General features: G+C 68.0%; 13 protein-coding genes. 2 read left to right on the forward strand and 11 right to left on the reverse strand.

Annotated features, from left to right (window positions below; all coding sequences use genetic code 11):
• Position 1 precedes the first annotated feature (1 nt).
• The 9 genes from AC5P6A_RS16755 to AC5P6A_RS16795 are packed head-to-tail and all read right to left on the reverse strand — an operon-like array spanning position 2 to position 12,353.
• On the reverse strand, positions 2-1,810 hold the full coding sequence (locus AC5P6A_RS16755) for a hypothetical protein (protein WP_346715197.1): 1,809 nt from the start codon (positions 1,808-1,810) through the stop codon (positions 2-4).
• On the reverse strand, positions 1,807-3,975 hold the full coding sequence (locus tag AC5P6A_RS16760) for a hypothetical protein (protein WP_346715196.1): 2,169 nt from the start codon (positions 3,973-3,975) through the stop codon (positions 1,807-1,809). The genes AC5P6A_RS16755 and AC5P6A_RS16760 overlap by 4 nt, the downstream gene beginning before the upstream one ends.
• Positions 3,972-5,093, reverse strand: a complete 1,122-nt coding sequence (locus tag AC5P6A_RS16765) for a BatA domain-containing protein (protein WP_155028763.1) — start codon at positions 5,091-5,093, stop codon at positions 3,972-3,974. Before AC5P6A_RS16765 ends, AC5P6A_RS16760 begins: the two co-directional genes overlap by 4 nt.
• Positions 5,090-5,986: a DUF58 domain-containing protein gene (locus AC5P6A_RS16770; protein ID WP_346715195.1), complete on the reverse strand. Its 897-nt coding sequence runs from the start codon at positions 5,984-5,986 to the stop codon at positions 5,090-5,092. Before AC5P6A_RS16770 ends, AC5P6A_RS16765 begins: the two co-directional genes overlap by 4 nt.
• A gap of 7 nt (positions 5,987-5,993) precedes the next feature.
• Positions 5,994-6,977: an AAA family ATPase gene (locus AC5P6A_RS16775; protein ID WP_019661957.1), complete on the reverse strand. Its 984-nt coding sequence runs from the start codon at positions 6,975-6,977 to the stop codon at positions 5,994-5,996.
• 16 nt (positions 6,978-6,993) lie between these two features.
• A complete protein-coding gene (locus AC5P6A_RS16780; RefSeq protein ID WP_019661956.1) occupies positions 6,994-7,701 on the reverse strand; it encodes a DUF4159 domain-containing protein in 708 nt (235 codons plus the stop codon).
• A complete protein-coding gene (locus tag AC5P6A_RS16785; protein WP_308305808.1) occupies positions 7,701-9,035 on the reverse strand; it encodes a TldD/PmbA family protein in 1,335 nt (444 codons plus the stop codon). The genes AC5P6A_RS16780 and AC5P6A_RS16785 overlap by 1 nt, the downstream gene beginning before the upstream one ends.
• Before the next feature lie 21 nt (positions 9,036-9,056).
• Positions 9,057-10,691, reverse strand: coding sequence for a TldD/PmbA family protein (locus AC5P6A_RS16790; protein ID WP_332329366.1), 1,635 nt, complete (start codon positions 10,689-10,691; stop codon positions 9,057-9,059).
• 30 nt (positions 10,692-10,721) lie between these two features.
• Entirely contained in the window at positions 10,722-12,353 is a 1,632-nt protein-coding gene (locus AC5P6A_RS16795; RefSeq protein WP_180877373.1) for a TldD/PmbA family protein, read from the reverse strand.
• Between the two features lie 747 nt (positions 12,354-13,100).
• On the opposite strand from AC5P6A_RS16795, the gene AC5P6A_RS16800 reads away from it, so the two are divergent.
• Positions 13,101-13,715 carry a DUF938 domain-containing protein gene (locus AC5P6A_RS16800; RefSeq protein WP_019661952.1) on the forward strand — a complete coding sequence of 205 codons (615 nt, stop codon included), beginning with the start codon at positions 13,101-13,103 and terminating at the stop codon, positions 13,713-13,715.
• An 85-nt stretch (positions 13,716-13,800) separates the two neighbouring features.
• Here AC5P6A_RS16800 and AC5P6A_RS16805 read toward each other — a convergent pair whose 3' ends face one another.
• Entirely contained in the window at positions 13,801-17,487 is a 3,687-nt protein-coding gene (locus AC5P6A_RS16805; RefSeq protein ID WP_346715194.1) for an indolepyruvate ferredoxin oxidoreductase family protein, read from the reverse strand.
• Between the two features lie 169 nt (positions 17,488-17,656).
• Between AC5P6A_RS16805 and AC5P6A_RS16810 the strand changes: the two genes are divergently transcribed.
• Positions 17,657-18,292, forward strand: coding sequence for a tetratricopeptide repeat protein (locus AC5P6A_RS16810; protein ID WP_019661950.1), 636 nt, complete (start codon positions 17,657-17,659; stop codon positions 18,290-18,292).
• 545 nt (positions 18,293-18,837) lie between these two features.
• Here AC5P6A_RS16810 and AC5P6A_RS16815 read toward each other — a convergent pair.
• Positions 18,838-20,322 carry an AAA family ATPase gene (locus AC5P6A_RS16815; RefSeq protein ID WP_164144790.1) on the reverse strand — a complete coding sequence of 495 codons (1,485 nt, stop codon included), beginning with the start codon at positions 20,320-20,322 and terminating at the stop codon, positions 18,838-18,840.
• Between the last annotated feature and the right edge of the window lie 107 nt (positions 20,323-20,429).

Genomic DNA, 20,429 nt, shown 5'->3' on the forward strand with positions numbered 1-20,429 from the left:
GTCAGCGCCGCCGCTCCAGCCACCACAGCAGCGAGGCGCACAGCACGAACGCCAGCCACCACGGCCAGCGCGACCCCGGCACGGGTTGCACCACCGACGCGTCTGCCAGCGTGCTGGCAGCCAACGCCCGCGTGGTCGCATCGATCATCACCTGTCGATGCAGCGTCGGTGCATCCTTCGGGTCGAACACGTAGCGCCAGACAACGCTGTCGCCATGCTGCAGGCGTTGCCAGCCTGCCTCACGGGGCCACCAGCCGGCGCAGCGCAGCGCCGACGCCGTGCCATCGACGATCAGGGGCACGTCGTCGCCGCGTTTGTTGAAGGCCTGCAGTGGTGCCTGCACACCGCACAGCGCCTGTCGTTCACCTGCCCAGGCGATCGGCTGCGGTGACCACAGTGCATCAGCGCTGTCCTGCGCGCGTGCCAACGTGGCCACCGCGTCGCTCCAGAGTTCGCCGTGGCGGTCATCGCGGCCGGCCAGCACCCAACGCCAGCTGTCGGTGATGGGCAGCAGGCCGATGCGGCCCTTGCCGACCGCGCGCCAGCCACCGATGGCATTGCCGGCACGATCGTGCAGCAGCGCGCTGCCGCCCGGCGCCTGCAACGCCAGTGCTTCCAGCGAAGGCAGCGCGGCACCGTGCGAGCTGCGGTCGGCCTCTTCGCCGTAGCCGGTGGGCAATGTGCCGGCGGCGAGCGGGCCACGGCGTGCGGCGAGGATCGCGCCTTCGCCATCGCCGGGAAGTCCGACGGGGTGGCTGCTGCCATCACCCTGCACGGGCAGGCCCAGATCGCGCAGGCGCTGGCGCGCACTGGCCGAAGGTGCGCCCGCGCTGCGGACCAGCACGCCCAATCCATCGCGCAGCGCCTGGCGCACGGCGGCCAGCTGGCCCGCACTCAATACTACGAGGCTGCGCTCGTCCAGCAGCAGCAGATCGCTGCGCGTGAGCGATGCTGCATCAATCGCCACCGCGCCATCGCCGATGCTGAGTCCGGCCCCGGTATCCGCCTGCACCTGCACACGGATGCCGGCATCGACCGCCCAGCGGCGCAGGTACTTCAGCTCTGGGCCCGGCGCACTGGCGCGCACCAGCAGGCGCAGCGGTGCGGCCGGCAGGGTCTGCTGCGGCACCGGGACGCTGTCCACCACATGGCCGTCGGCATCGAGCAGGCGCAGCTTGAACACGCTGCGGCCTTCGGCGCGGGCGATGCCGCTCAGCTGCACGCGGCCGTCGTCGGCAACGTCCGTGCGATCGACTACGCTGTCGGCCGGGTCGAGCAGTTCTGCTTTGGCCTTTGCCGCGCCACGCGCCTGGGCCAGTACTTCGAAGCGTGCACCGGGGGCCACATCGGCCGGTGCTTGCAGCGCGATCCAGCCGCGCGGCTCCGGTGCAGCCTGCCAACGTATATCCGGTGGCAGCAGCGCGTCGCGGTCACGTGCGGCCAGGCCTGCACCGACCAGCGTCAGCGTGGCGGCCGGATGCTGGCGCAGCGCGGTGGCCAGGTCGGGAACGCGCTGTGCGCCGGGCACATCGGCAGCTTCGGGCAACAGCAACAGCGGGCCTTCGCTGGCCGGGGGTGCGCCGGCCTTGCCGGCATCGACGCCAAGCACGACCAGCCCGCCTGCGGGCTGCTGGCGGGTGGGCGGCATCAGGCAGAAGTACAGCAGCGTGGCGACGATGACCTGCAGTGAGATCACGCTCCACCGGCGGCCAGGGTGCGTTGTGCTTCCACGCAACTGGCGCACGCTGGCGATGACCACGACCAGAGTGAGTGCCAGCGCAATCCACAGGTTCAGGCTGGTGGCGGTCATGGCTGCGCCTCCAGCGCATCGAGGTAGCGCTGGCCCATCGCATCGGCCGCACTGCGCCGCATCGCCTGCGGCAGTGGACGCTGCAGCGCGCGCCACAGCTGCGCACGCAGGCGCTGGCGACAGTCGATGCAGTCGGGCTCGATGCGCAGCTGCTCGATGGCCGCAGCCAGATCCAATGCATCGGGCAGGTAGGCCGCGTTGCGCTGCTGCCAGGCCGCGAGCGCATCGAGATCCGGTGCGCCGTTGTCATCACCGAGGCGCTGCCAGGCTTCAACGATGGCCGGATCGGGCGGGGTGCGCGCGGCCAATGGCAGTTCGCGACTGGCTAGTCCGGCGCGATCACCGCCCAGCCGGCGGCTTTCATCGATGGGTGGCAGCTCCGGCCCGACCCGGGCCAGGTAGATGCGCTCGGCCTGCTGCACCTGCTTGATGAAGCCCAGCGCCTTGTAGGCGAAGGGCAATGCCTGTTCCGGACGCCCCTGGCGCAGCTCGCCTTCGGCCGACCACATCTGGTCCAGCGCTGCCTTCAACGTGGCGCGGGTCTGCGGATCGAGCAGGGTCGCCGCTTCGGCGTGGTCATGGGTGTGGCCATACTCGGAGAGCACGTCGGTGTCGCTGCCGAACACCGGTGGCGTATCGGCATTAGCCGGCTTGCCGCCGTGATCATGGCCATGCGCATCGTGCGCGCCGGCATCGGCGCCATGTTCGTGATCGTGATCGTCGTCGTGGTCGCCGGCGACCGGCGTATCGCTGGTGGGCAGGTCGCTGGTCGGCGGTGGCTTCGGCGCACCTTCGCTTTCCTCGCCCAGGAACTGGCCGTAGCGCAGGCGCAGGATGCGCTGGTCGACACCGATCGCATCGCTGCGCTTCACGAAGTCCTCGGCGGCCAGGCTGCGTCGCTGCCGGATCAGGGCTTCGGCATCGATGATGATCTGCCGCTGGCTGCGGAAGTACGCAGGCAGGGTCTTCTTGATGCGGCCCTCGAGCTCTGCACCAAGCGCGACTTCGGCGCTGGGCAGGCGCAGGATCACGCTGCTGCTGCGCCCGGTCTGCGGCGTGGGTGCATGATTGTCGCGCACCTCCAGCTGGGCGATCACATCGTTGCCGGGCTGCGCGCCCAGCGACGCCAGATCCAGGGTGTGGGCGAAACGCCGCGCGGTGGCTTCGCCGCTGCCGGCAAGCGTGACGCTGCGCTTCACGAAGGTGATGTTCTCACCGCTGCCCTGGGTGGTGGTGATCGACAGCGTTGCCTGCGCCGCGACACCGTAATCGTCGTTGGCTTCGAAGCGCAGTGCCCACTGTCGTTGCCCCGGCGTGCCCAGCACCAGGCTGGCCGTGGGCTCCAGTACGCGCACGCTGGGTGCACGGTCGGCCACCACATCCAGCCGATGCAGGCGGGTCTCTGCCAGTGCCGGTTCGCTCACCACGCGGTACAGCACCGGCGCGCGTGCCACATCCTGCGCCTGCCACTGTCCTTCGTGCTCGCTCAGCGGCAACCTGCGACCATCGTGGAACTGCAGCCATGCCTTGTCCGGTGCGCGGTCGAAGCGCAGCGACCAGGACAGTCGGCTGTCGGCGGCGACCTTGGCGTCCAGCGCATTCTGGGTAAGCGTGGCCTGGCCGGTATAGACCGGTGCGTCGATGCGCAGGCGGGTGGACTGCAGGCGTAGCGGGCCTGCGGCGGCCGTGCTGCCGGGCGCCGACGTGCGGACTGGCGCGGAACCGGGGTTCGAACGTGGCCAGCCGGCTGCCAGCACAACAATGGCCAGGCCTGCGATCCAGCACAGCGCCAATGCCCCAGGCGGCCAGTGTGGACGCAGCTCCGGCATCGCGCGTTCCAGCGTGGCCAGCACATGCGCACGCTGGCGCTGCTGCAGCGGATTGAGCGTGGCGGCATCGGCGAACAGCAGATCGGCACTGTCCTCGCTGGCACCGCTGCCATCAAGGTGGCGTTGCAGCCACTGCCGGTCCAGTTGGCGGGCATGCGCAGTGGCGAAGCCCGCACACGCGAGCAGGCTGATCGTACCGACGACGCAGGCGATATCGAAACCTGCCAGACGCAGGGCCAGCCCCGCCGCAGCCAGCGCCCATGGCAGGCCCAGCAGCAGGGTGATGAGCGCACGGCGCCGGCGCGCACGTTGCCAGGCGTGCTGCAAGGTATTCATGCGGCCATCCTGCGGCGGGCGCTGCTGGCCATCCAGCGTTCCAGGGCGAACAGCAGCACGATAGCCAGCAACAGCCAAGGCGTCGGCTCACGCAGCGGTGGTGTTGCAGCAGGCAATGCGGCCCGCTGCGGTGCCTGGTCACGTGCATCGCCCAGGCGCGGAGCCGTGGGTGGCTGCAGCGCCAGCAGCAGGGCACGCGGCAACTTCGGATCGCGCAGCGCGGCGTTGCTCGTGGTATTCCAGTCGCCCGGCAGCGCCAGCAGATAGCCGTGGCCGACGCGTTGTTGCCACAGCAGCGGTGCGCCCTCCGCGTCGCGCAGCAGGATGCGGGCGTCGGCAGCGGGCTTGCCGGCGGTGATGACACGACCGCCGTCGCGCAGCCACGCCTGCCAGTTCGCCGGCAGTGCATCGCTGCGGCTCCACACGCCGATCTCGCCGCGTTCGGGCAGGGCATCCACCGACAGCGGAGCGAGCGTTGCCTGCACGCCCCACGCGCGCCGCAGTGCGTTCAACCAGTGCTGGGCAGTGGCGGATGCCCCGCCGTGCGCGCGCAGCTGCGGCAATGCCGCTGCAGTCTGCGGCGGTGTGACCGGCATCGGCTGCGTGTGCCATTGCACGTCGCGCGACAGCTGCAGGCGGGCGCCATCCAGGCCGGGCAGGGGATCGGGAACGTGCACGGTCAACGCGGTGCCCGCGGGCAGCTGTGCGTCCAGTTCGCGCAACAGGCTGGGCAGGGATGCGCTGGATGCCGGTGGTGCCTGATCGATGGCGGGGAAGCCAGGTGCCAGCCAATGCCAGTTGCCCTCTTCGGCGGTGCCGCGCAGTGCGGCGGCGTCCATCCCAGGTGCCACTACCGTCCAGGCAGCGGGGACAGGGGCAGGGCCGGTCAACGCAGGTCGTGCCAGCAGAAAGGCCAATGCAGCCAGCAACAGCAGCCGCACCAGAAGCAACGGCCAGTCATCGAAGCGGATGCGCTGGCGCGGCCGGATCTGTGCACGCAGCCAGCGCAGTGCAGCGAAATCCAGTGGCGTGTACGGATGGCGCCGGGCCAGGTGGATCAGCAGCGGCAGCAGCCCTGCGGCGAGAGCGGCCAGGCCGAGCGGGAACAGCAGGGTCATGCAGCGCCCCCACGGCCGAACAGCGCCTGCAGCGGCTGGTCCAACGGTTGGTCGAGCCAGCCGGTGGCACTGGCGATGCCGCTGGCCTGCAGGCGCGCACGTAATGCGCTGCGTGCGTCAGCGAAGCGCTGCAGGTAATCGGCGCGGATCGCCGCGCCGTCGCCCAGCAGTTCCTCGCCGGTCTCCGGGTCGCGGAAGCGGTGGCCGGCGTCGAACGGGAAGTCGCGCTCGTCGGCGGTCAGGATCTGCAGCAGTGCCACTTCGCGGCGTGCGCTGGCCAGCTGTTCGAGCAACACGATGCCGGCGTCGTCGAAGCCATCACCGATTGCCAGCAGCAGGTCGCCCGGGCGCACGCGTTCCCACAGCGGGCGCAGGCGATCAGGCGCGGGCCAGGCGCCGCGCGCCTGCAAGGCATGCAGTTGCAGATGCACACGGTCGCGCTGGCGTGCGCCGTTCGCCGCGGGAACCAGCCGCAGGCCATCGCCATTGATCGCCAGCAGGCCGAAACGGTCGCCCTGCTGCAGCGCCAGTTCCACCACGCAGGCGGCCACGCCGCGCATGTGGTCCAGGCGCGTGCGCTGCGGTGCCGCGCGATCGGCCTGGCCGGCCGAGGCGGTGGCATCGAGCAGCAGCCAGACCGTGATCGGGCTTTCGCGTTCGGATTCGCGCACGAAAAAGCGGTCCGAGCGCGCGTATAGCTTCCAGTCGATCTGGCGCAGTTCGTCTCCCGGCTCGTAGGCACGGTACTGGGCGAACTCGAGGCCGGAACCGCGGCTGCGGCTGGCGTGCTGGCCGATGCCACTGGCACCGCTGGCCAGGCGCGGCCGCAGCCGCAGCAGGCGCAGGCGCGCACGCAAGTCCGGTGGCAAGGTCAGCGGGGTACCGGCGTTCACGCGTGGCTCAACCCGGGAACGGCACGGCCTGCAGCAGGGCAGCGACCACGTCGTCGGCACGCTTCTGCTCGGCTTCGGCGGCGAACGACAGCAGCAGGCGATGGCGCATCACCGGTGCGGCCAGTACCTGCACGTCCTCGCGGGTGGCGGCGAAGCGGCCCTGCAGCAGTGCGCGCGCTTTTGCCGCGAGCACCAGCGACTGGCCGGCGCGCGGACCGGCGCCCCACTTCACCCACTGGTTGATCGCTGCCGGTGCGCCTTCGCCCGGCCGGCTGGCACGCACCAGGCGGGTGATCCAGGCCAGCACATCGGGGCTGACATGCACCTGGCGCACGGCCGCCTGCAGTGCGGTCACCGCTTCGGCATCCATCACCTTCGGCACCGCGTCGGTGGTACCGCCGGTGGTCTGTTCCAGGATCTGCCGCTCCTCGTCTTCGCTGGGGTAATCCACCAGCACGTGCAGCAGAAAGCGGTCCAGCTGTGCCTCCGGCAGCGGGTAGGTGCCGGCCTGCTCGATCGGGTTCTGCGTGGCCAGCACGAAGAACGGCGCGGGCAGCGCGTAGGTGGTGCCGGCGTAGCTGACCGTGCGCTCCTGCATCGCTTCCAGCAGTGCGGCCTGGGTCTTGGGCGGGGTACGGTTGAGTTCGTCGGCCAGCAGCAGGTGGGTGAAGATCGGGCCCTGCTGGAAGCGGAAATGGCGATGGCCGGTGCCGTGGTCTTCTTCCAGCAGCTCGGTGCCGAGGATGTCGCTGGGCATCAGGTCGGGGGTGAACTGCACGCGCCGGAACTGCAGCTCCAGCGCCTGCCCGAGCGAGCGCACCAGCAGGGTCTTGCCGAGCCCGGGCGCGCCTTCCAGCAGGCAGTGGCCGCCGGCCAGCAGGCCGATCAGCAGCTGCTCGACCACGGTGTTCTGGCCCACCACTGCGCGTGCAAGCGCGGCGCGCAGCGCATCCAGGCGCGGCAGCAGGGAATCGAGGTCGGGGGAGGTCATGGGCGTGCAGGTCCTATCAGTTGTTCAACGCGTACATCACGATGTTGACGCCGAAGCGGGTGTTGTCTTCGGCCAGGAAACGCTTGTTGCGCCAGTCGTAGTCCCACTCGCAGCCGTAGTCCTTGTTGCTGTAGAGCAGCCCCAGGCGGCCATCGACCTCGATGCCCTTCAGGTAGTCGTGCACCAGGTCGTCGCCCCAGCCGTTGAGTTCGAAACTGGTGGCGGGCGGGCCGTCGGGGAAGCGGAAGAAGCTGCGGTACAGCGGGTGGCTGTTGGGCAGCTTCTGCAGTGCCTTCGGGCCGAACAGGCGACCCATCTGCGCCTCGAACGAGGTGGCGAACAGGCCATCGATGTCGTGGTTGCAGTCGTCCACGAAGACGAAGCCGCCATTGCGCACATAGCGCACGAAGTTCTGCCGCTCGGCGGCATTGAACTCCACCAGCGTGTGGCCGGCCAGGTAGCAGAACGGCGCTTCCAGCATGCGCGGGTCGGCCAGTGCCACCACGTGCTCCTGCGGGTCCACGCGCAGCGAGGTGTAGTCGATCAGCGAGGTGATCAGGTTGGATGGCATGCGCGCGTCCACGTCCCAGTCACCGGAGTCGTACTGCAGGCGGGTGAACCAGAAGTCATAGCGCGAACTGCGCGGGCCTGCCTGTGCCCAGGCTGGCAGCGCCGCCGCCGAAGCGGCAGCGGCCAACCAGCGCAGGCAGGCCCGGCGATCCATCAGACCGCGTCGGACAGCGAGGTGAAGGTGAAATCGCGCAGCTTCATCGGCGGGATCATCATCACGTAGCTGGATTCATCACCGGCCACCCGCACCGGCTTGCCCAGCTCTTCGATGTTGTTGAGCATGATCACCGGCGACTCGTTGAAGCGGAAGTTCTTCACCGGATGCTTGATCTGGCCGTTCTCGATGTAGAAGGTGCCGTCGCGGGTCAGGCCGGTCAGCAGCACGGTTTGCGGATCGACCATGCGGATGTACCACGTGCGGGTGACCAGGATACCCTTCTGGGTGCCGCGTACCAGCTCGGCGGTGCTCTTGTCGCCACCGCTCATCAGCAGGTTGCCCGGTGAGGCCTTGGCGGTCTTGCCCTGCTTCTGCGCCCAGAATCGCGAGTAGTCCAGGTTGGCGATCCTGCCGTTCTCGATGATCGCCATGCGTTCGCGCGGCAGGCCTTCGTTGTCCCACGGCAGCACCGGCGCCTCCGGATGCCACGGGTCGGCGATCATGGTCACGCGCGGGTCGTAGACCTGCTCGCCCAGCTTGTTGCCGCCACCCTTTTTTGACAGGAAGCTGCGGCCTTCATCGGCCGAGCGTGCGCTGAAGAAGTTCATCATGAAGCTGATCAGGCCTGCCGCCGCGGCCGGCTCCAGGATCACCGTGTACTTGCCCGGTTCCAGCGCCTTGGCTTCGGCCGATTCGGTGGCCTTGCGCATGGCGATGCGGATGTCCTGGTCGGCCTTGAAGTCGGCGGCATCCTTCAGGTTGCGGCCGACCCAACCCGAACCGCGGCCATCTTCGGTACGCACGGTGCAGGTGTAATCGAAGTTGGTGGTGCGCTGGTAGGCGAAGTTGCCGTTGCTGTTGGCGGTCGCCTGGAAGCCCTGGCCGTCCTCGAGGAAGCCGGCGGCAATGAGCCCGTTGCCACGGCACGGGGCGATCGAATCGGCGGCGACCTTCGCGCGGAAGGCCGGATCGATCGCGGCGGTGGATTCGCTGAAGGTCGGGCTGGGACGGTAGCTCTGCTTGCCGATGGCCGGCATGAACTCCGGGTTCTCCGGGGCCAGGCGCGCCAGGTCTTCAGCACGGCGCACCACGCGTTCCAGCGCGGCGTCGTCGAACTCGTTGATCGAGGCGGTGCCGACGCGCTTGCCGAAGGCGACGGTGACCGCCAGCTCGGTGTTGTCGACGATGCCGCTGGTGGAGACATTGTTCAGCGCGAAACGGATGTTGCCGCTGATCGCGCCGGACAGCACGGCGGTGCACTCGTCGGCCTTGGACAGGGCGATGACCTTGTCGAGGATGGCCTTGGCCTGGGCTTCGGTGAAGATACTCATGGTGTAAGGGCTCCTGACCGATCAGCCGAGGCTGCGTGCGGTGTTGATGACGTTGATGCCGTTGAAGCGCGCGGTGGACGAACCGTGCGAGACCGCCGAGACCTGGCCCGGCTGGCCCTTGCCGTCGAAGAACGAACCGCCCAGGCGGTAGTCGCGCTCGTCGGCCACGGCGGTGCAGGCATTCCAGAACTCCGGCGTGCGGATCTGGTAGGCCACGTCTTCCAGCATGCGGGTGATCTGGCCGTTCTTGATCTCGTAGAACAGCTGGCCGCCGAACTGCGCGTTGTAGCGCTGCTGGTCGATCGAGAACGAACCGTCACCGATGATGTAGATGCCGTTCTCCACGTCCTTGATCAGGTCGGGCACGCTCAGCGGCTTCTTGCCCGGTGCCATCGACACGTTGGCCATGCGCTGGAACTGCACGCTGGACCACGAGTCGGCATAGCAGCAGCCGTCGGACTCGCTCTTGCCGAGGATGTGGGCCTGGTCGCGGATGGTCTGGTAATCCACCAGCTTGCCGTTGCTGATCAGGTCCCAGCGCTTGCACTTCACGCCTTCATCGTCGTACGCCACCGCGCCCAGGCTGCCCGGCTGGGTCTTGTCGGCGAAGATGTTGACCAGCTCGCTGCCGTACTGGAACTGCTGCTCGCGCTTGTCCAGGGTGGCGAAGCTGGTGCCGGCGTAGTTGGCTTCGTAGCCGAGCACACGGTCCAGCTCCAGCGGGTGGCCGATCGACTCGTGGATGGTCAGCCAGGTGTGTGACGGGTCGAGCACCAGATCGTACTTGCCCGGCTTCACCGACGGTGCCTTCAGCTTCTCCTGCGCCTGCTTGGCGGCGGCGATGGCGTCTTCCTTCATGTTGTAGGAAGAACTGTAGTTCACCACGCCATTCGGGCTGACCACCTTGCCGGCAGCCGCACCGTCCAGGTACTCGTAGCCCAGCCCCATCGGCGAGGACAGGCCCTCGCGGGTGCGGAACTTGCCGCTGGACTTGTCGATGGCGGTGACCGTCATCGGCGCCCAGATGCGGTGCACGTCCTGGTCGATGTAGGAGCCGTCGGTGGAGGCGAAGTACTTCTGCTCGTTCACCAGGAACAGCATCGAATTGACGAAGCTGGCGCCGGCACCCATCGCCGCGGCGTTGACGTCCAGCAGCAGATCGACCTTTTCCTTGATCGGCACCTCCATCGCATTCTTGCGGATCGGCGTGCGCCAGCTCACCTCACCCACACCCGGCGCCTTGGCCAGCTGCACCGGCGCGGTCTGCACGCCAGCATTGGCCTTGGCGATCGCCGCGGCCTGCTGCGCCGCCCTGGCCACATCGGCGGTACCCAGCGCATTGGTGGCGGCAAAGCCCCAGGCGCCGTTGACGATCACGCGTATGCCCACCCCGGTGGACTCGGTGTTCACCACGTTCTGCACCTTGTCCTCGCGGGTGATCACAAACTGCCGCAGGTAGCGGCCGATGCGCACGTCGCAGTAGGTGGCGCCGGCGCTGCGTGCGGCCTGCAACGCAGCGTCGGCCAGGCGCTTCTTCAGCGCCGGGTCCAGGCTGGACTGCAGCTGCTCGGCGGCGATCACCTTGCCGAAGAAGGAGGGCACGATCAGCCCGCCCGCGGTAAGCCCGGTCAGGGCCAGGAAGTCACGTCTTTGCAAGGCTGCTCTCCATGTCGAAGGATGGGTGGCTCAAGCGCCGAGACTGCGCGCGGTGTTGATGATGTTGATGCCGTTGAAGCGGGTGGTGGACGAACCGTGCGAGACCGCCGAGACCTGGCCGGGCTGGCCCTTGCCATCGAAGAACGAACCGCCCAGGCGGAAGTCGCGTTCATCGCAGATGGCGGTGCAGGCATTCCAGAATTCCGGCGTGCGGATCTGGTAGGCCGCATCCTCAACCATGCCGGCAATCTTCCCGTCCTTGATCTGGTAGTACAGCTGGCCGCCGAACTGCGCGTTGTAGCGCTGCTGGTCGATCGAATACGAACCGCGGCCGTGGATCCAGATGCCGTTTTCCACGTCCTTGATCATGTCCTCGACACTGAGCCGCAGCTTGCCCGGTGCCAGAGAGACATTGGCCATGCGCTGGAACTGCACGCTGGACCAGGAATCGGCGTAGCTGCAGCCGTGCGATGCATCGCGGCCGAGGATATGGGCCTCGTCGCGGGTGGCCTGGTAGTCAACCAGGATACCGTCGCGTACGAGGTCCCAGCGCTGCGTCTTCACCCCTTCATCGTCGTAGCCGACGGCGCCGAGGCTGCCCGGCTGGGTCTTGTCGGCGAAGAAAGTGACGATGTCGCTGCCCCAGCGGAAGCCGGCATCGCGCTTGTCCAGCGTGGCGAAGCTGGTACCGGCGTAGTTGGCTTCGTAGCCGAGCACGCGGTCCAGCTCCAACGGGTGGCCGACGTTCTCGTGGATGGTCAGGAACAGGTTGGACGGGTCCAGCACCAGGTCGTACTTGCCCGGCTTCACCGACGGCGCCTTCAGTTTCTCGCGCGCGTGGCGGGCGGCGGCGATGGCGTCTTCGACCGGGTCGTAGGAATCGCGGTAGGCGGTGATGCCGCCGGGCAGCTGGACCTTTCCACGCGCATCGCCATCGAGGAACTCGTAGCCCATGCCCATCGGCGAGGAGAGGCCGGCGCGGGTACGGAACCTGCCGCTGGCCTTGTCGATGGCGGTGGCGGTAAACGGCAGCCAGATGCGGTGAATGTCCTGGTCGATGAACGAGCCGTCGCTGGAGGCGAAGTACTTCTGTTCGTTGACCAGGAACAACGTGGAATTGATGTAGTCGGCGCCCGCATCCAGCGCGGCGGCGTTGAGCGCCAGCAGCAGTTCGACCTTGTCCTGGATCGGCACCGCCATGGCGTTCTTCCGCACTGGCGTCTGCCAGCGCACTTCGCCGACCGACGGCGTCGGCGCCAGCTGTACCGGCCGGGTCTGGATGCCGGCATTGGCGCGGGCGATTGCCGCTGCCTGCTCGACCGCGGCGCGCACGGCGGCCTCGGTCTGCTGATGGGTTGCAGCGAAGCCCCACGCGCCATTGACGATCACCCGCACGCCCACACCGGATGATTCGCGGTTGGTCACATTGCCGACCTGGTGTTCGCGGGTGATGACCGACTGGTTGAGATAGCGGCCGATGCGGACATCGCAGTAGCTGGCCTTGGCGGTGCGTGCGGCGGCCAGCGCGACCTCGGCCAGGCGCCTGCGCTGGGCGGTGTCGACCGGGGCCAGCAACTGCTCGGCGGCGATGGCACGGGAATGCGGCAGCAGCAGGCCCGCCAGGCCCAGACCGGAAAAAGCCAGGAACTCACGTCGTTGCACAGCGTTTCTCTCTCTCGCTTGCGTGCGGCCGACAATGGGTCGAGCCGATCACGTCAACTTCTCGACTTTCGCCAGCGCGGCGCGTGCGGGCAAGTGACTGCAGTCATGGTTGGTGGGGGTTTCGGCAGGGCTTGCAGCCCTGCACCTGCTTCAAGCCAGGGCAACGTCAACGTCAAAAGCGGGCATTCCGTGGGTGGGTGGGGCGGTGTCGGATTGCGGGGACGCCGTGAATCCGTCCATGGAGGCTTGGCAGCCGCTTGCTCGTGTGCGCTTTCCTGCGCACACGGCAAGACCGGGATTGGGCGTCCTGCCCAACCCGCCCGAGGCATGCCTCGGGCCCATGCGGCTGACACCCCGCACTCCGACACCGCCCCACCTTCGACAGATTTCGTGTGCTGTTGGTGGGTGTCGACCTTGGTCGACACAATCTGTCAGATATCGAAATGTATCCGGGGTCAGATCCGTTTTCCTGTGGAAAACGGATCTGACCCCAAGAGCCGTTCCAACAGACCGCAGGAAACCGTCGAAGGCGGGGTGGGTCCGGTTGCGGGGGCGTGAGCCGCATGGATGCGGCGACCGAGCCTCCATGGACGGATTTACGGCGTCCCCCGCAACCGGACCCACCCCGCAATCCCACAGGAAGCCCGCTGTTGCTGTTGCCGTTGCTTCGGCGGGTGCAGGGCGCCGCCCTGCCGAGCAACACCCCCTCGTGCACAATGGGGCCGACCCCGCCTGGACGCCGTCCTGATGTCGAGCAAGCCGTATTCAGAAGCCTGCGAACGCAACCGCGAACCCATCGCCGCCGCGCTCGACCCGTGGATGGGCGACCGCCACCGGGTGCTGGAGATCGGCAGCGGCACCGGCCAGCATGCGGCCTTCTTTGCCGAGCGCTGGCCCTGGCTGCGCTGGCAGCCCAGTGATCATCCGGACCACCTGCCAGGCATCGAGGCATGGCGTGCCGAAACGGCATTGCTGAATCTGCTGCCGCCGGTAGCGCTGCAGGTGGAACTGCCGCCAGCGCCCGGCCTGAACCTGGCACCGGGCAGTACGTTCGATGCCGCATTCAGCGCCAACACCCTGCACATCATGAGCTGGGCACACGTCCAGTCATTGTTCGCGGCGCTGCCGCCCCTGTTGCGCCACGGTGCGCTGCTGGCGGTGTATGGCCCGTTCAACTACGGCGGCCGCTACACCAGCGACAGCAATGCGCAGTTCGATGCCTGGCTGAAGGCACGTGATCCGCGCAGCGGCATCCGCGACAGCGAAGCGGTGCAGGCGCTGGCGGCCGACAACGGATTCACCCGGTTGGGCGACGTGGCGATGCCGGCCAACAATCGCCTGCTGCTGTGGCGGCTGGGGTAATCCATCGGTAGTGCCGCCCGCTGGCCGGCAACCGATTGCCGGGATGAATGCCGGGATGAATGCCGGCCAGCGGCCGGCACTACCATCAAGCCACCTGCACGATATGCAGCGCCTTCGGATTGCGCCACTGCGCCAGCAGGGCCGCTTCGCGCGCCTTGGCCTGCTCGAAATGCGCTTCCTTGACGTGGCCGAAGCCGCGGATGTGTTCGGGAATGCTGGCGATCTCCACCGCCAGCGCCAGGCGGTCGTCATCCAGGCCATCCAGCAGCACCTGCACAGTGGCCTCGTAATCACTGATCAGCTTGCGCTCCATGCGCCGCTCTTCGGTGCGGCCGAACACGTCGAAGCGGCCGCCACGCAGGAACTTCAGCTTCGCCAGCAAGCCAAACGCCTTGAACATCCACGGGCCGTATTCCTTCTTCAGCAACCGGCCCTGCTCGTCCTTCCTGGCGAACAGCGGCGGCGCCAGGTGGAAGCGCAGCTGATAGTCGCCCTCGAACTGCTGCTGCAGGCGTCGCTGGAAGTCGCCGCTGGTGTACAGGCGGGCCACTTCGTACTCGTCCTTGTAGGCCATCAGCTTGAACAGGTAGCGGGCCACCGTCTCGGTCAACGCGGTGGAGCCGCCGATACGCTCGGCTTCGGCAGCGCGCACGCGTGCCACCAGATCACGGTAACGCGTGGCGTAGGCAGCATCCTGGTACTCGACCAGGAAGGCGGCGCGGCGCTCGATCATTTCATCCAGCGAGCGCGACAGGCGCGCGTCGTCCAGCGGCAGGAATGCCACGTCGCCACCGTGCGAGGGCAGGCCGCGCAGCTCGCGTTCGTCGCCGGTGTTGCGCGGTGCAGCGGTGGCGCCCCATTCGTTGCCCTCCCATTCGCCCGGCGGCAGCGGATGCAGCGGGCCCGGGGTGGATTCGGTATCGGTGTGGCGGTTGCGCACCAGGCCGGCGGCCTGCTGCACGGCCTGCGGATCGACCGCGGCCAGGCGGCCCCAGGCGAAGGCCTGCTGGTTCATGGCCACCGCAGCGCCATTGAGCTCGATGGCGCGCATCAGCGACTCGAACGACAGCGGCACCAGGCCCTGCTGCCAGGCGTAGCCGAGGATGAACAGGTTGGCGGCGATGGCATCGCCCAGCAGCGCGGTGGCCAGCTGGGTGGCATCCAGCAGCAACGGCTCCTGGCCGCCCAGTGCCACGCGCACACCGGCGATGATGTCGGCGGCGGGGAACTGCATGTCCGGGCGGGTGGTGAAGGTACCCGGCATCGCTTCGTAGGTGTTCAGCACCACCTGCGAACGGCCGGCACGCACCTTCGACAGCGCCCAGTAGTCGTTGACCACCACCATGTCGCAGCCCAGCACCAGGTCGGCTTCACCGGCGGCGATGCGCACGGCGTGGATGTCATCCGGGCGGCGTGCGATGCGGATGTGCGTGGTCACCGCGCCACCCTTCTGCGCCAGGCCGGTCTGGTCGAGCACGGTCGCGCCCTTGCCCTCCAGGTGGCCGGCCATGCCCAGCAGCGCGCCAATGGTCACCACGCCGGTACCGCCGACGCCGGTGATCAGGATGTTCCAGGGCTGCTCAAGCGTGCCGCGGATCGTCGGCGCCGGCAGGTTGTCCAGCAGCGTGGAGGCATCGCGCTTGCTGCCCTTGCGCGGCTGGCCACCGTGCACGGTGACGAAGCTCGGGCAGAAGCCGTTCACGCAGGAATAGTCCTTGTTGCAGTTGGACTGGTCGATCTCGCGCTTGCGCCCGAACTCGGTTTCCTTCGGCAGCACCGACACGCAGAAGCTCTTCTTGCCGCAGTCGCCGCAGCCTTCGCAGACCAGCGAATTGATCAGCACCCGCTTCTGCGGATCTTCCAGCTTGCCGCGCTTGCGGCGGCGACGCTTCTCGGTGGCGCAGGTCTGTTCGTAGATCAGGATCGAAACACCCTTCACTTCGCGCAGGCGCTTCTGCACCTCCTCCAGTTCGCTGCGGTCGTGGAACTCCACGTCGCTGGGGAAGTGTTCGCGCTGGCCGGTCCACTTGCCGATGTTGTCCGACAGCACCATGATGGTGTGGATGCCTTCGGCGCGCATCTGCTTTGCGATGTCCGGCACGCTCAGCGGGCCGTCCACCGGCTGGCCGCCGGTCATCGCCACCGCATCGTTGTAGAGGATCTTGTAGGTGATGTTGACGCCGGCGGCGACCGCCTGGCGGATCGCCAGCGAGCCGCTGTGGAAATAGGTGCCGTCGCCCAGGTTCTGGAACACGTGCGGGGTGTCGGTGAACGGCGCCTGCCCGGCCCAGGTCACGCCTTCGCCGCCCATGTGGGTGAAGGTGTCGGTGCTGCGGTCCATCCAGGTCACCATGTAATGGCAACCGATGCCAGCCAGCGCACGTGAACCTTCCGGCACCTGGGTGGAGGTGTTGTGCGGGCAGCCTGAGCAGTAGTGCGGCACGCGCGGGAAGCTGGCGCGCGGCAACGCAAGCTCGGCTTCCTTTTCCTGCATCCACTGCAGGCGCTGCTCAATCGACTCGTTGTTGAAGAACTTCTGGATGCGGCGACCGATCACGCCGGCGATGGTGGCCGGGGTCAGTTCACCGGTGGACGGCAGGATCCATTCGCCGCTTTCATCGTACTTGCCGACGATGGACGGGCGGTGGCCCCAGCTGGCCGGCCAGTTGAAGAACTGTTCCTTCATCTGGCGCTCGATGAAGGCACGCTTCTCCTCCACCACGATGATGTCTTCCAGGCCCTGCGCGAAGCGCGCGATGCCCTGCGGCTCCAGCGGCCAGGTCATGCCGACCTTGTACACGCGGATGCCGATGTCAGCGCATGCGGCTTCATCCAGGCCCAGGTATTCCAGCGCCTGCAGCACGTCCAGGTAGCTCTTGCCGGTGGTGACGATGCCCAGCCGCGCGCGCGGCGCGTCCATCACCACCTTGTCGATGCCGTTGGCGCGGGCGAACGCCTGTGCGGCCTTCACCGCATAGCGGTGCAGGCGCATCTCCTGGTCCAGCGGCGGGTCCGGCCAGCGGATGTTGAGGCCACCCGGGGGCATTTCGAAGTCTTCCGGCAGCACGATGCGGCGCGCCATCGGATCGACCTGCACCGAGGCCGACGATTCCACCGTCTCGGCAATGGTCTTGAAGCCGACCCAGCGGCCGGTGTAACGGCTCATCGCCCAGCCCAGCAGGCCCATGTCGAGGATGTCCTGCACGCCGGCGGGGTTGAGAACCGGCATCATCGCGCTGACGAATTCGTCTTCGCTGCCGTGCGGCAGGGTCGAACTGCGGCAGGCATGGTCATCGGCGGCCAGCGCCAGCACGCCGCCGTAGCGCGAGGTGCCGGCGGCATTGGCATGCTTGAACACGTCGCCGCAGCGGTCCACGCCAGGGCCCTTGCCGTACCACATGCCGAACACGCCCTGCACGTTGGCGCCGGGGAACAGGTTGGTCTGCTGCGTGCCCCACACCATGGTGGCGCCCAGGTCCTCGTTCAGGCCCGGGGTGAACTTCACCTTCGCCGCTTCAAGATGCTTGCGCGCGCGCCACAGTTCCAGGTCGAAGCCACCCAGCGGGCTGCCACGATAGCCGCTGACGAAGCCGGCGCTGTCGATGCCTTCGGCGGCATCGCGCAGGCGCTGCATCAGCGGCAGCCGCACCAGCGCCTGCACGCCACTCAGGTAGATCCGCCCCTCGTTGCGGGTGTACTTGTGGTCGAGCGTGTAGTCACGGTCGAGCAGGTCGGCGGAAGAGGGCGAAGTGAGTTGCGCGGTACTGGTCATGGCTGGCCCGGTAGAATCGGCTGGCACCGGCCGCGTGCACGCACGCAGCGGGAAAGGCGCGAATTGTAGCAGCGGGGCCGCGCAGGCCCCGGCACTCGCGCCCGTGGCGGTGCTGGGGTTAGGATCGGGGAGAGAGAGGGAGGCTGCAGTCGCGGCCTGGGGAGAAGGGATGTCAGTTCCAGGAAAGATCCTGGCCAGCGTGCTGCTGGCCTCGGGAGCGGCCACGGCGTGGGCCGCGCCGGCCATGCCGGCACCACAGGAGTTCTACTTCGACAATGACCCGGCGGCCACGCCGATGGTGGCGGTGCAGGGCGGGGGCGATGATCTGGTCGCCCAGCTGGTCAAGCTGCGTGAACGCGGCCGCCGTGCGGTCGAGGCCACGGTACAACTGGCCTCGGTGGCCGGTGCGCAGGGCCGTGGCGAGCTGGCCGAGCAGTTGTATGCCGAGGCGATGAAAGAGGCCCCGGCACAGAGCAGCAGTGGCCGCAGCGTGCGCTGGAACTACGGCTGGGACCTGCTGCGCCAGGGCAAGCCAGAGGCGGCGCTGGAACAGTGGCTGGCCTCGGCCGCCAATGCGCGTACCAAGCCGAGCTGGGTGCCGCCGACCTATGCGCTGGCATTGTGGCGGATGGGGCAGAAGCAGGAGGCGGTGCAGTGGTATGCGGCTGCGGTACGCACCGAGCCGACGCAGTGGAATACCACGGCCAACTATGCGCAGCTGCTGCCGCAGTGGCGCGAGGATGAGCGTGCGTCGCTGGCCGAAGTGCAGCAGGCCTGGGCGGCCGCACCGCCTGCCTGGCCCTGAGGGAGGGGTTCGGCCGGGTTGCACCCGGCACCCGCAGAGGCAACAGCCAAAGCCAAAGCCAAAGCAACAGCAACAGCGGTCTTCCGGTGGGATGGCGGGGCACTGTGGGTTTGCGGGGACGCCGTAAACCCACAGTGCCCCGCCTTCGACAGATTTTCGCAGCTGTGGGTAGGTGTCGACCTTGGTCGACACGGTAGATCCACGCCATGCGTGGATGAATCTGTATCGGAATCGACTATTCGATATCTGATCGAAGAGCAGCCGAGCGTGGGCTCGGCTCTACAGAAGGCGGCCAACCAACCGGCTTTTGCTTTTGCTTTTGCTTCTGCTTTTCTTTTTTCTTTTCCGTGGCGGACGCACTCGGAAATTGTCAGAGGCCGGGCGGGGTGGGTTCGCGGGGGTGTCCGCGGCATGGATGCCGCGGCCAAGCCCCCATGGACGGGTTGACGGCGTCCCCCGCGAATCCATCCCGCCCGGCCAAGCGCGGCTTTTGACGTTCACGGTCAACCAGCCGCCACGAGGGGCTGCGCCGTTCGCGGGAAACCTCAGTCGTCCGCGGAAACCGTCCGTCCCGACGCCCACGCCCGCAATGCCTCCACCTGCTCGGCCATCAGCACCGACAGCGGCCGCGTGGCGCGGATCTCGGTCATCAGCAGCTCGGTGTCCAGCGGCCGGCCCTCGGCATGCGCCGCGTACAGCCCGGCCACGATCGCCTGCTCGATCTCCGCGCCGGAGAAACCATTGGCCGCGGCCGCCAGCGCCGGCAGCGCGAAGTCGTCGCCATTGAGCTGGCGCCGGCCCAGGTGCAGCCGCAGCAGTTCCACGCGCACGTCAGGCGAAGGCAGGTCAACGAAGAAGATCTCGTCGAAGCGGCCCTTGCGCAGCAGCTCGGCCGGCAGCTCGTGCACCTGGTTGGCGGTGGCGACGATGAACACCGGCGCCTTGCGCTCGGCCATCCAGGTCAGCAGGTAGCCGAGTACACGGCGTGATACGCCACCGTCCTCGCCACCACTGGCCAGGCCCTTCTCGATCTCGTCCATCCACAGCACGCAGGGTGCCAGCTGCTCGGCCGAGGCCAGTGCCTGGCGCAGGTTGGCCTCGGTCTCGCCGTGGTACTTGTTGTACAGCGCGCCCACGTCCAGGCGCAGCAGCGGTACACCGAAGCCGGCGGCGGTGGCCTTGGCCAGCATCGACTTGCCGCAGCCCTGCACGCCCAGCAGCAGCATGCCGCGCGGCGGGTCCAGCCCGGCCGGCGCCGAGCCGGCGATGAAGGCCACGCGCCGCTGATTGATCCAGCGCTTGAGCCGGTTGGCGCCGGCCACATCGCCGAAGCGCGCGCTGTCATGCTCGAAGAACAGGTGGCCGCTGCGGTTGAGCAGCTCGAACTTCAGCCGTGCCAGCTGCGGCAGGTCGTCGTCGCGCAGCGCGCCATCGGCGTAGATCAGCTGGCGCGCGATGCGCCGGGCATCGACCAGGCTCAGGCCCTGCAGGTTCTTCAGGATCTTCTTCACCGCCTCGCTGTCGACTTCGACCCGGCGGCCGCCGTGCTCGCGCGCATAGGCGTCGGCCTCTTCGCGCAGCATCTTCAACAGGGCGTTGGCATCAGGCAGGCGCGGGTTGAAGCGCACCGCCAACGCTTCCAGCTCGGCCGGCAGCTCCACCTTGGCACCGATCAGCACCAGCACATGCGGCTCGCTGTGGCGGCGCTGGATCAGGTCGCGCAGGGCGCGCTGATGGCTGGCATAGCCCAGGTACGGGTGGAAATCGAGCAGCAGGTAGACCCCGCGCTGGTCGGCCTGGCGGATCATCTGCAGGGCCGCGCTGGCATCGGGTGGCCCGACCGGCGGGTCTTCACTGTCCAGGTCGATGCGGCGCAGGCCCTCGGTGATCGACCAGCGGTGCAGCGCCCGCCATACGTGCATCAGCGTCTGCCGGAACAGCTCGACGATGCGACCCTCGTCCTGGGTCTCGATCACGATCAGTGGGGTATTGGCGCGGATCAACGCGCTCAGGTCCTGCAGTTCGCTCATGCCGGTTCGATCCTTCGGAAGCGCCACGATAGCAAAGGCGATGGCCGCTGGTTCAGCACGACGCTACCTCCCGTCACCATCGCCGGTGTACGCTCGGGGAACGTACC

The organism is Stenotrophomonas sp. YJH_SMC_20 (genome assembly GCF_059367845.1).

Coding starts and splice junctions, on each gene's coding strand:
- AC5P6A_RS16755 (WP_346715197.1), bottom strand. CDS start 1,810: ATGACCGCCACCAGCCTGAACCTGTGGATTGCGCTGGCACTCACTCTG.
- AC5P6A_RS16760 (WP_346715196.1), bottom strand. CDS start 3,975: ATGAATACCTTGCAGCACGCCTGGCAACGTGCGCGCCGGCGCCGTGCG.
- AC5P6A_RS16765 (WP_155028763.1), bottom strand. CDS start 5,093: ATGACCCTGCTGTTCCCGCTCGGCCTGGCCGCTCTCGCCGCAGGGCTG.
- AC5P6A_RS16775 (WP_019661957.1), bottom strand. CDS start 6,977: ATGACCTCCCCCGACCTCGATTCCCTGCTGCCGCGCCTGGATGCGCTG.
- AC5P6A_RS16780 (WP_019661956.1), bottom strand. CDS start 7,701: ATGGATCGCCGGGCCTGCCTGCGCTGGTTGGCCGCTGCCGCTTCGGCG.
- AC5P6A_RS16785 (WP_308305808.1), bottom strand. CDS start 9,035: ATGAGTATCTTCACCGAAGCCCAGGCCAAGGCCATCCTCGACAAGGTC.
- AC5P6A_RS16800 (WP_019661952.1), top strand. CDS start 13,101: ATGTCGAGCAAGCCGTATTCAGAAGCCTGCGAACGCAACCGCGAACCC.
- AC5P6A_RS16805 (WP_346715194.1), bottom strand. CDS start 17,487: ATGACCAGTACCGCGCAACTCACTTCGCCCTCTTCCGCCGACCTGCTC.
- AC5P6A_RS16810 (WP_019661950.1), top strand. CDS start 17,657: ATGTCAGTTCCAGGAAAGATCCTGGCCAGCGTGCTGCTGGCCTCGGGA.
- AC5P6A_RS16815 (WP_164144790.1), bottom strand. CDS start 20,322: ATGAGCGAACTGCAGGACCTGAGCGCGTTGATCCGCGCCAATACCCCA.